Source organism: Flavobacterium stagni (genome assembly GCF_004122105.1).
Taxonomy (GTDB): Bacteria; Bacteroidota; Bacteroidia; order Flavobacteriales; family Flavobacteriaceae; genus Flavobacterium; species Flavobacterium stagni.
The window spans coordinates 242,839-255,081 of the sequence record NZ_SBKN01000006.1 but is presented as its reverse complement, the minus strand read 5'-3'; the positions used below and the strand labels follow the sequence as shown (position 1 = coordinate 255,081).

The window sequence follows — 12,243 nt, the reverse complement described above, 5'->3', positions numbered from 1 at the left end:
TCAAAGCCACAACTTAAGGTGGTTATTGCGTCGGGGCTCACCTCTTCCCATTCCGAACAGAGAAGTTAAGCCCGACTGCGCAGATGGTACTGCATAACTGTGGGAGAGTATGTCGCCGCCTTCTTTTTTGAAAGACCTTTACAGCAATGTAAAGGTCTTTTTTGTTTTAATAGGTGCGGCGTGTCCCTACGGTCGAACCGCCGCCTTCTTTTAGTGAGGCCCTTCAATTTGAAGGGCCTCATTTTTTTTATCCGTGCGGCGTGTCCCTACGGTCGATTGCTTCGCCAGTTCGGCTAAAGCCTCGGGTCGCCGCCTTCTTTTTTGTTTATTATAAATTGTGAATGATAAACCTTCCTACCGGCAGGCAGGTTATAAATGACTCGTAGCACCAGCTCAATAGCAGATTTAAATAATATATCGTTAAACGCACTCACCCGTGTGAGGGACCAGCCTACCGGCAGGCAGGTAGTAGTGGAAAGCCCACAGCGCAGTGCAACGGAGCGCTGACTTGCAACGGATAGCCCGACCCGGAGGGACACGCTAAAAAATTATGAATTTTAAATGATGAATGTTAGATTCTAAATTCTAGAGTAATTCTAACGTTCGTTCTAATGCCATACCACGGCTGCCTTTAATTAGAAGTAGGCTTGGATTTGTCACAGTAAAATTAGATTGAAAAGATTCGAAATCGGGATAAAAGTGAAGGTTTTTTTGGGCTTTCGCAACTGTATTAAACCATTTACCTATAAAATAACAGGTTAAATTTTCGATTTCAGGAACTAATTCAACGATACTCTTATGTTCGTCAATACTGGTAGCACCCAATTCAAACATATCGCCTAAAATTGCCATTTTCGGTGATTTATCGAGTTGCATGAAATTTTCTAAGGCCAATTTCATACTACTGGGATTGGCATTATAAGCATCTAATAGGATTTCATGACCGTTTTTTTCAACAATTTGGGAGCGGTTATTGGTTGGGATGTAGCCTTCAATAGCGTCTTTCAAATCTTTTGACGAAATTTCGAAATAATGACCAATGGTTATGGCTGCGCATATATTTGTAGCATTATATAAACCAATTAAGTGTGATTGTATTTTTACCTCTTGAAAGGATAGTGATACAAAGGGATTTGCTTTGATCTTTGTAAATTGAACAGAAGCCTCATTGTTTTGCAAACTAAAACTGTAGTAATGAAAACCGGCAGACTTTTGTGCTTGGATGGGGTCATCGTTATTGATAAAAGCCATTTTGCTGTTGGCGAATAAATAGCTAAACATTTCGCTTTTGCCTTTGATTACACCTTCTACACCTCCAAATCCTTCCAAGTGAGCTTTACCGAAATTAGTAATATATCCAAAATCGGGTTCAGCAATTGAGCAAAGAAATTCAATTTCTTTTTGATGGTTGGCGCCCATTTCTACTATTCCCATTTCAGTTTCTTTAGTAAAACTTAAAAGCGTTAGAGGTACACCAATATGGTTATTTAAATTGCCAATTGTAGCGACTGTTTTAAACTTCTTAGATAGAACAGCGTTTATTAATTCTTTAGTTGTTGTTTTGCCATTACTCCCCGTTAGGGCAATGATAGGTAAACCCAATTGACGACGGTGGTGTTGCGCAAGTTTTTGTAGCGTATCAAGACTGTTTTCAACAAGTATAGTACGATTGTCAATTTGGTACTCGGGATTGTCTATTATAACATATTTAGCCCCTTTTTCAAGCGCTTCTTTGGCAAAAGTGTTGGCGTCAAATCGTTCGCCTTTTAAAGCTACAAATAAACAGTTTTCACTAATATTTCGTGTGTCTGTACAAATCGTCTTACAGCTTAAAAAAGCTTGGTAAATGGTGTCCATATTCATAGTGACAAGATATAAAAAAAGCCCTAAAAAATTAGGGCTTTTCTGTATTGAAATAATAAATTATCTTTTATTACGTGCAGTCTTTTTGTGATCTGATTTCGGACCTACTCTAGACATCGCACAACGGAAACCGATGTAATCAGTTGCCATATCTTGAGGGAAATAGCGTCTTTGAGCTGGATCTAACCAATATGCTCTATCTCTCCAAGAACCGCCTTTGTAAACACGTACATCATCATTTATTAATGTAGTACGTTTGTTAGAACGGTCGAATTTACGAATCATGTTTCCAATAGAGTCAACGCTTACGTTGTGTTTTGGAGAATCGTACATTCTTTGATCATCTTTTAATTTGGCTTCAGCACCTCCTTCAGATCCAAAATCAAAATAACGTGTAGATTGTTTATCACCATCACGGTAGTTTTTGTGATCGCTCTTGTCAAAGTTTTGACGTAAATAAGTTTCTTTTTCGTCAACAGGTACTTGAGCAATTTGGCCGATAAAGTTTCTAGAAATTACTTTTCCATTTGGAAGTGTATCGAATTTCTGAGTTTCAGCAGTAACTAATTCTACTTTGCCGTCTTCACCAATTTTATTTTTGGTATACACGTTACCACGGTAGTAGTTAAAGTCATTCGCTTCATCATCTACGATAGGACGGTAAACGTCAGCAACCCATTCGGCTACGTTACCTGCCATGTCATAAAGACCAAAGTCATTTGGAGGATACGATTTAACTTTATTGGTAATATCAGCACCGTCATCAGACCAACCTGCTAATCCACCGTAATCTCCTTTTCCTTGTTTGAAGTTAGCCAATTGGTCACCACGAATCTGACGTTTGTTAGAACGAGTGTAACCACCAGACCAAGGATATTTCTTTTGACCTTTGTAAATGTTGTATTCACGTTGTCCGATATCAGCAGCTGCAGCATATTCCCATTCTGCTTCCGTAGGCAAACGGTATTCGGGTAAAATTAAACCAGAAGTACGTTGTGCATACACATTTTTAGCTTCTTGAGTTTCACCTTTTGAATTGGTTGTAGTTGCTTTCGCTTTAGAACCTCTACGTCCTTTTAAAACCACTTCTTCGTTACCACCAAAAGTTTTGGTTGGTGCAGCAAGGTAGGTTTCAGTATCGAAGGTAGCATCCGCTTTTGCTTCAGTTACTTTAGCATCTTTTTTCAAATATCCTTCTCTTTCCAAAACGGCCTCGTTCACACGATTGGTTCTCCATTTTGCAAATTCAGTAGCTTGAATCCAGTTAACACCCACTACAGGGTATTCAGCATAAGCCGGGTGACGCAAATAGTTGTTAGTCATCGTTTCGTTATAACCCAAACGATCTCTCCAAACTAAAGTATCTGGAATTGCACCTTCGTAAATGTTTTTGTAATTTTCTTCTTCTGGAGGGAAAACACGCTTTAACCAATCTAAGTACTCCATGTACATCAAATTCGTTACTTCGGTTTCATCCATGTAGAACGATTGCACGTGCTGTTGATTTGGGGTGTTGTTCCAGTCGTGCATAGGATCATCAGCGACTTTACCCATGGTAAAGGTACCTCCTTCAACTAAAACCAATCCAGGACCGGTTTCTTGTTTTTTGAATTTAGAGGCATATTGAAATCCTCCTTTTTTGTCGTTAATCTTCCAGCCGGTAGCTTTCGAACCTGTATTAGAGCTCGATTTTTTGCTACAACTAGAGAGTCCGGCCAGCAAAATTACCGCAAAAAACCATCGCATTGCCATAAATTTGTTTACTTTCATACTCGTTAGTAGGTAATTAATTTTAGTGGCGCAATATAAGAATTAACCTTGACATTGCAACAACTTTTTTAATAATATCAATTTTTTGTTCCTCACTATGTAAACGAAAGGTTAATATCCTTATTGTATACCATTTAAAAAAATTAATTTTACACACACAAAATATATTGTCAATAGAAGCGTTTTAAGGCTGATGAAGAAAATTGCTATACTTTTCATTTTATTATTTTCCTTGAGTATTTCGGCTCAAATTCATAAAACAATGGCTTTGGATTGGAGTTCGAAACGCACCTATTCACAAGGGTTGACAGAATTTGTTATTCCGAGTATTATAAATGAAGGATTTCGATATGATGTCCCATCTCGTTCGGTTCGTTTTTCCTTCAAAATTTTTGATGTAGCCAATATACAACAAAGTGATGTGCAATTACAGGGGCTGACCTATTCCGCAATAACCGCGCAAGAATTGGGTCAATTGGATGTTTCAAAAATTTTGGACAACCATGATTTGAAGGTGTATGCTTACAAAAATCGTGAGCAACCTATTGCTGAAGTTTCTATTGCTCCAATTATAAAAGTGGCAGGTGGTTTTCAAAAATTAACCGGATTTACTTATCAAGTTGTAACATCTGCTAAAAGTAATCCCAATATAGTAAATACTGTTCCAACAGTTTCGCAATCCGTTTTGGCAACCGGTACCTTTAAAAGTTTTTATGTTGAAAAATCGGGTGTTTATAAACTTTCCAAGAGTTTTTTAAATAGTATTGGCATTACAACCAACGGAATCGATCCCCGCAAATTAAAAGTTTTTGGTAATGGCGGTCGTATGGTTCCCTTGTCAAATCAAGAAAACTACCCTTTCGATTTAGAGGAAAATGCAATTCAAATAGTTGGAGAAGACGATGGTGTTTTTAATGATTCGGATTATATTTTAATGTATTGTGAAGGTATGGATAATTGGAGTGATGAAAATGAAACCCACCTTAATCTCTATGCAGATAAATCCTATTATTATGTGACGGTCGCCACTGATGCTGGAAAGCGTATTCAATCGATGGCACAACCTTCAGGTGCTCCTACACAAACATTTACAACTTTTGATGATTATCAGTTTCATGAAGTTGACTTAACAAACATAGGTAAATTAGGGCGGCTATGGTTTGGAGAAAGTTTTGCTACAACTACAAGTCAGGAATTTACTTTTGCTTTTCCGAATGTGGTAAATACTGCTACTTCCCGAATTACAGTGCATGTAGGGGCCAATTCTTTTGCCGACTCCAATTTTAAAGTCTCAGTAAATGGTCAAACAACGGGAACTGTAATTCTTTCAGCAGTTATCCCCAATGCGGGTACCGAAGCGTCGCACAGTTATTTGAATTCAAATATTCCAACCTCACAGAATTATACGGTAAAATTGGAATACGATAACCAAGGTGTACCAACAGCCAAAGCGTTTCTTGATTATATTATAATAAAGACGAAGTCGAATTTAACAGGCATTGGAAAGCAATACCGTTTTTATGATGCTAATGCGGCATTTACCAATGGAATAGGAGAGTATCAAATTACAAATGCAGCTGGAATTCAGCAGGTATGGGATATAACCGATATTTACAATGTTTCAGGTATTGTGAATACTGCTGCTTCGCTTAATTTTAAAGTTAATTTAGGTACAGAACGACGCTTTATCACCGTTGTTGATGCCGATGTGTTTACTCCACTTAAAGAATCGGATACTTCGGTTGCCAATCAAGATTTAAAAGGAACTTTGTTAAAAGATGCCAATGGTGATTTTGAAGATGTCGATTATGTAATTGTTACTCCTGAATTTTTAAAAACCCAGGCGGATCAATTGGCAGAATTTCATCGTTCCTACAGTAATTATACAGTTCGTGTAGTGACTTTGCCGATGATATATCAAGAGTTTAGTGGCGGTAAACAAGATATCGGGGCTATTCGTAATATGATGCGATACATTTATTTCAATGCCTCTTCACCCACAAATCGAGTGAAATATTTGAATTTATTCGGCGATGCTTCCTACGATTTCAAAAACAGAATTTCGAATAACACCAATATCGTTCCTATTTATCACGCGGTAAATAGTTATTATTCCGGAGAAACTTCCTTTGCTTCGGATGACTTTTTTGCCTTAATGGATGATACAGAAGGAGATCCTATTTATGGATTTGCCGCCGATATTGCTGTCGGGCGAATGTTGGTTTCCACCCCGCAGCAAGCCGCCGAAATGGTGAATAAAGTCATTGAATACCATGATGAAAAATCATTTGGAAGTTGGCGTAATAATTATGTGTCCATTTCCGATGATGCCGATAAAGACCCTGATGCCAGTTTGCAAGTCAGACAAAATCAGCTTACGGATGAAATTTACACCCAAAAGGCCTTTATCAATTATAAGAAAATCTTCATGGATTCGTATGTTCAGCAAACAACAGCTGGAGGGGATCGTTATCCACAGGCGAAATTGGATTTAAATAATGCTTTTGAAAAAGGCGCCCTAGTCTTTAATTATTTAGGGCATGGAGGGGAAGACGGACTCACCGCAGAGCGGCTTTGGGACAAATTTGACGGTTATGATTATTTGAATCGTTATCGATACCCACTGTTTATCACAATTACTTGTGAATTTTCCCGATTCGATAACCCACAACGTCCTACAGCAGGAGAATATACCTATTGGAATCCTAAAGGAGGCGCAATTTCATTAATTACAACCATTCGTTCTATTGGTCAATTTCAAGCAGAAAATTTTAATGATAATTTGTCATCAAAATTATTTGCCTACGGTTCTAATTCGTATTGGTCCATCGCCGAATCCATGCGTCAGGCTAAAGCCATGTCCAATAATAATTCGGCAACCCGAGTCGTTTTTTATCTTGGGGATCCCGCTTTAAAATTGGCCATTGCAAAACCAAAAGTAGTGTTGACCAAAATAAATGATGTACCCATTTCCCAGCCCACCGATGATTTAAAAGCATTGGGTGTCGTGAAATTGAGTGGCGAAGTGCAGAACGAGAGTGGAGTGCTTCAGTCGAATTACAATGGAGAGTTGGCAATCAATGTGTTTGATAAACCCTACACCAAAGATGTGTTAAATAACGACGGATTCAGTACTTCACTTACTTTCTCGAATTTAGGAGAAACTATTTTTAGAGGCAATGTGTCGGTAGTCAATGGACAATTTGATGTGAATTTTGTGGTTCCTCGGGATATTCGAATTCCTATCGGTAATGGAAGGGTGAGTTTCTATTCGAAAGAAAATAATGTCAATCAAGATCATACCGGCTATAGCTTTGATATTCGTGTCGGCGGAGTAAATACGGCAGCAGAAGTGGATAATGTGGGGCCTCGTGTGCGTTTGTATATGAACGATGAAAGTTTTGTGGATGGCGGTATTACCAATGCGTCACCTTTTTTCTTGGCTTTTTTAGAAGATGAACACGGAATTAATACAGCGAGCGGAATTGGGCATGATATTGTGGCTATTTTGGATGGGGATGAAACCAATCCGTATGTGTTGAATGATTATTATGAAACACAATTAAATGATTATACCAAAGGAAAAATTCGTTTCCCATTCCGTGATTTAGCGAAAGGCTTTCATACGATTACTTTCAAAGCCTGGGACGTGTATAATAATCCAGTTACCGCTGAAATACATTTTGTAGTGGCTGATGGAAATGGAATTACCTTAACCAATGTGTTGAATTATCCCAATCCTTTTGTGAATTATACCGAGTTTTGGTTCAATCACAACCGTCCACTAGAACCGTTGGAAGTACAAGTCCAGATTTTTACGGTAACGGGAAAAATTGTCAAAACCATTAATCAAACCGTAACGACTGATGGGTTTCTTTCTCGAGAAATTAAATGGGACGGATTGGATGATTTTGGGAGTAAAATTGGGAAAGGAGTGTATGTTTATAAACTGAAGGTGCGCTCAACGGTAAATGGAAATACCGCAGAAAAAATTGAAAAATTGGTTATACTATAAAAAATACTATATTTGTTAACTTTTTAAATTGCAAAAATGAAGAAGATCTTTTGGGTGCTTAGTTTACTCGGTGTAAGCGCTACGATTACCGCACAACAAAGGGTGATTACCACCGGAGTTCCGTTTTTAATGATTGCAGCCGATGCGCGTGCAGCCAGTATGGGTGACCAAGGTGTGGCTACTACGGCAGATGCCTATTCGCAACAATGGAATCCCGCAAAATTTGCTTTCGCTTCAGAAAAGCAAGGTTTCTCGCTAAATTATACTCCCTATTTAACGCAATTAGTAAATGATATTTCGCTAGGTCAGGTTACCTATTACAATCGCTTTAATGAACGAAGTGCTTTTGCCGGAAGTTTGCGTTTTTTCAGCTTGGGAGAAATTGAGTTGCGCCAAAGTTTTGATGATCCGGCTAATGTGGTAAAACCCAACGAATTGGCATTGGACGGTTCGTACTCCTTGCGTTTGAGTGATCATTTTAGTATGGCTGTCGCTGGGCGTTACATTCGTTCCAATCTAAAACTTGCCGATGTAAATACCGATGCGAAAGCAGCGAATACCTTTGCTTTTGACGTGGCGGGTTATTTTCAATCGGAAGAGTTTGCCTTAGAAGATTTCAACGGACGTTACCGTTTAGGATTCAATTTCCAGAATTTAGGCCCAAAAATTAGTTATGATAACGATCAAAGTGATTTAAATTCGAATTTCATTCCAGCCAATATGCGTTTGGGTGGAGGTTTTGATTTTATCTTAGACGAATACAATAAAGTGGCTTTAAATGCAGAGGTGTCTAAATTGTTAGTACCCACTCCACAAGTGGGCTATAACGACGGAACGTATAACGGAAAAGACATGAATGGTGACGGAACCATTGATGCAACTGATATGCAATTGGCTACCGAAGAATACAAAAGAATTAACTGGGTTTCGGGTATCTTTAAGTCTTTTGGAGATGCACCAGGAGGATTCTCAGAAGAACTTCGCGAAGTAAATTATTCGGTAGGAGCGGAGTACAATTATCAGGATTCTTTCGCAATGCGTTTAGGGTACTTTAATGAAAGTAAAGACAAAGGTGGACGTAAGTTCTTTGCACTTGGGGCAGGCTTTAAATACAATATTGTAAAAGTGGACGTATCCTACTTGTTTTCGGCAAGTCGCGTGAAAAACCCGTTAGAGAACACGCTTCGATTCTCACTTACTTTTAACTTCGGTGATAAATACGATGATTTTTAGAAATAAAAAAACCAATAATAAATATCCAAATTTCGATTTTAGAAATTTGGATTTTTTTTCCTCTATACACAATGAAAGAAATTAAAATTGAAACAAAATTTGAAGTTTTTGAATCGGTAGCACAATTGCCTGCAGATGTGGTTTCATTAATGGAAAAGGCCATTGAAACAAGGAAAAATGCGTATGCACCGTATTCTTGTTTTCGTGTGGGTGCTGCTTTGCTCTTGGATAATGGAGCGGTAGTTGTCGGTTCGAATCAAGAAAATGCGGCGTATCCTTCTGGATTATGTGCAGAACGGGTGGCGATTTTTCAAGCAGGCGCTTTGTATCCGGAAGCAAAAATTCTGCAATTGGCCATTAGTGCAGCCTCGGATACCAATCCGACATTGTCACCAATTCCACCCTGTGGAGCATGTCGCCAATCCATTGCAGAATACGAGTTTCGTCAGGAGGAGCCGATCGAAATTTATTTTATGGGAGAAAAAGGTGAAGTCTATCGATCACAATCCATTGCCAATTTATTGCCTTTGACATTCGATAAGACATCACTCTAAGCTATAACGATGTAGTTGATATTTCTGCTGTAAACAGTTTGTAAATTCTGTATTTTTAAGGCATTAAATTTTTACTTCTACAATCATTATTCTATTTTTGCATTCCGATTAACCGGCGAAATTTTCATTTTCGTAAAGGAAGGTCATCAAAAATTTGTAAAACGCAGTAATTCAGTCACAATGAAAGAAATTACCAAAGAAGTTTACCTTAAGTGGTATGAAGATATGCAGTTCTGGAGAAAGTTCGAGGACCGTCTAGCCGCTGTATATATTCAACAAAAAGTTAGAGGTTTCCTTCACTTATATAACGGACAGGAAGCGGTTTTAGCCGGTGCATTGCACGCAATGGATTTGTCCAAAGATAAAATGATTACCGCTTATCGCAATCACGTTCAGCCGATTGGTATGGGTGTGGATCCGCGAAAAGTTATGGCCGAATTGTACGGAAAAGTAACCGGTACTTCCAAAGGTATGGGTGGTTCTATGCACATTTTCTCTAAAGAACATGGTTTTTATGGAGGACATGGTATTGTAGGAGCACAAATTCCTGTGGGTGCAGGTATGGCATTTGCCGATCAATATTTCAATACAGGTGGTGTTACCTTAACCTATTTTGGCGACGGTGCTGCGCGCCAAGGTTCGCTTCACGAAGCATTCAACATGGCGATGAATTGGAAATTACCCGTAGTTTTTATTTGTGAAAACAATGGGTATGCCATGGGTACTTCAGTAGAGCGTACGGCAAACCACACTGATGTTTGGAAATTAGGTTTAGGCTATGAAATGCCTTGTGGTCCTGTTGACGGTATGAATCCTGTGAAAGTGGCGGAAGCCATGCACGAAGCCATTGAACGTGCGCGTCGTGGTGACGGACCTACATTTTTGGAAATGAAAACGTATCGTTATCGCGGTCACTCCATGTCTGATGCACAATTGTATCGTTCGAAAGATGAAGTGGAAGAATACAAAAAAATCGACCCTATTATTCAAGTTTTAGACGTAATCAAAGCGAACGGTTATGCTACCGATGCAGAAATCGAAGCAATTGACGAACGTGTGAAAAACTTGGTAGACGAATGTGAACGATTTGCAGAAGAATCGCCATTCCCAGAAGTAAACCAATTATACGACGTGGTTTACGAAGAACCGAATTATCCATTTTTACCCCATAAATTATAAGCAATTATGGCAACAGTAATTACGATGCCCCGCTTGAGTGATACCATGACCGAAGGGACAGTGGCCACTTGGTTGAAAAAGGTGGGTGATACCATTAAAGAAGGAGATATCCTTGCTGAAATTGAAACAGACAAAGCAACCATGGAGTTTGAATCTTTCAACGCCGGAGTGCTTTTGCATATCGGAATTCAAGAAGGACAATCGGCGCCTGTTGATTCACTTCTAGCCATTATTGGTCAAGCTGGTGAAGATATTAGCGGACTGCTAAACGGAAGTGCTCCAGCTGTTGCAGTTGAAGCCGCTCCTGTAGCTGCCGAAGTACCTGCCTCAAATGCAACTCCTACAGCTGCTCCAGCCGGAATTCAAGTCATCACCATGCCTCGCTTGAGTGATACCATGACCACAGGTACGGTAGCCACTTGGTTGAAAAAAGTAGGTGATATTGTTAAAGAAGGCGACATTTTAGCTGAAATTGAGACCGATAAAGCGACCATGGAGTTTGAATCTTTCCATTCAGGTTCTTTATTATATGTCGGAATTCAAGAAGGAGAATCGGCTCCTGTTGATAGCGTTTTAGCAATTATCGGACCTGCGGGTACGGATGTTGCAGCGTATGCAGAATCCTTAAAAACAGGTGGCGCACCTGTTGCTGCTCCTGCACAATCAACACCCGAGGCAGCTCCTGCAGCGACTCCAGTAGCAACGGCTGCTACAACACCCGTTGTAAATGAAGGTGGTCGCGTGTTTGCTTCGCCATTGGCCCGTCAAATTGCTAAAGAAAAAGGAATTGATTTGAATCAAGTGAAAGGTTCTGGGGAGAATGGACGTATTGTAAAAAGTGATGTAGAAAACTTCACGGCAGCACCATCTGCTCCTGCCGTTCAAGCTGCTGCTCCAGCATCAGCCGCTGCTCCAGCAGTTAAGCCATTTGTTCCAGCGGGATCTGAGTTTTCAGAGCAAATCAAAAATTCGCAAATGCGTAAAACCATCGCGCGCCGTTTGTCTGAATCGATATTCACGGCACCTCATTTTTATTTGACGATTGAGGTAGCTATGGACGAGGCAATGAAATCGCGTAGTGTTATCAATACAGTTCCAGATACTAAAGTATCCTTTAACGATATGGTCATCAAAGCTTGTGCTATGGCTTTGAAAAAGCATCCGAAAGTGAATTCACAATGGAGTGATGAGGCGATTACCATCAATCATCATGTTCATGTAGGTGTAGCCGTTGCTGTTGAAGATGGATTAGTCGTTCCTGTAGTTCGTTTTACCGACCAAATGAGTTTGTCTCAAATTGGTGCAGCCGTGAAAGATTTGGCAGGTAAAGCACGTAATAAAAAATTACAACCTTCAGAAATGGAAGGAAGTACATTTACGGTATCCAACTTAGGAATGTTCGGTATCACAGAATTTACTTCAATCATCAACCAACCCAATTCAGCAATTTTATCGGTTGGCGCCATTATCCAAAAACCAGTAGTGCGTGACGGACAAATTGTGGTAGGACATACGATGAATGTGACACTTGCTTGTGATCACCGTACAGTAGACGGAGCCACTGGAGCTGAGTTTTTACAAACCTTACGTACCTTCTTAGAGAATCCAGTAACGATGTTGGCTTAATTC

General features: G+C 39.5%; 7 protein-coding genes and 1 rRNA gene. 6 read left to right on the top strand and 2 right to left on the bottom strand.

Features of this window, described 5'->3' with window-relative positions; translation table 11 throughout:
- Positions 1-14 precede the first annotated feature (14 nt).
- A 5S ribosomal RNA gene (gene rrf, locus EQG61_RS11155) occupies positions 15-124 on the top strand.
- A gap of 461 nt (positions 125-585) precedes the next feature.
- Here the strand turns inward: rrf and EQG61_RS11150 are convergent.
- Positions 586-1,863, bottom strand: a complete 1,278-nt coding sequence (locus tag EQG61_RS11150; protein ID WP_129462016.1) for a UDP-N-acetylmuramoyl-tripeptide--D-alanyl-D-alanine ligase — start codon at positions 1,861-1,863, stop codon at positions 586-588.
- A gap of 60 nt (positions 1,864-1,923) precedes the next feature.
- Positions 1,924-3,633 (bottom strand): gliding motility lipoprotein GldJ, encoded by a 1,710-nt coding sequence (gene gldJ / locus EQG61_RS11145; protein WP_129462015.1) that lies wholly within the window; start codon positions 3,631-3,633, stop codon positions 1,924-1,926.
- A 193-nt stretch (positions 3,634-3,826) separates the two neighbouring features.
- Between gldJ and porU the strand changes: the two genes are divergently transcribed.
- From porU to EQG61_RS11120, 5 genes are all read left to right on the top strand, one after another.
- Positions 3,827-7,648: a type IX secretion system sortase PorU gene (porU, locus tag EQG61_RS11140; protein ID WP_129462014.1), complete on the top strand. Its 3,822-nt coding sequence runs from the start codon at positions 3,827-3,829 to the stop codon at positions 7,646-7,648.
- 36 nt (positions 7,649-7,684) lie between these two features.
- Positions 7,685-8,881 (top strand): type IX secretion system outer membrane channel protein PorV, encoded by a 1,197-nt coding sequence (porV, locus tag EQG61_RS11135; protein ID WP_129462013.1) that lies wholly within the window; start codon positions 7,685-7,687, stop codon positions 8,879-8,881.
- A 71-nt stretch (positions 8,882-8,952) separates the two neighbouring features.
- On the top strand, positions 8,953-9,435 hold the full coding sequence (gene cdd / locus EQG61_RS11130; RefSeq protein WP_129462012.1) for a cytidine deaminase: 483 nt from the start codon (positions 8,953-8,955) through the stop codon (positions 9,433-9,435).
- Positions 9,436-9,615: 180 nt separating this feature from the next.
- Positions 9,616-10,614: a pyruvate dehydrogenase (acetyl-transferring) E1 component subunit alpha gene (gene pdhA / locus EQG61_RS11125; RefSeq protein WP_129462011.1), complete on the top strand. Its 999-nt coding sequence runs from the start codon at positions 9,616-9,618 to the stop codon at positions 10,612-10,614.
- A gap of 6 nt (positions 10,615-10,620) precedes the next feature.
- Positions 10,621-12,240, top strand: a complete 1,620-nt coding sequence (locus EQG61_RS11120; RefSeq protein ID WP_129462010.1) for a 2-oxo acid dehydrogenase subunit E2 — start codon at positions 10,621-10,623, stop codon at positions 12,238-12,240.
- Positions 12,241-12,243: the final 3 nt, after the last annotated feature.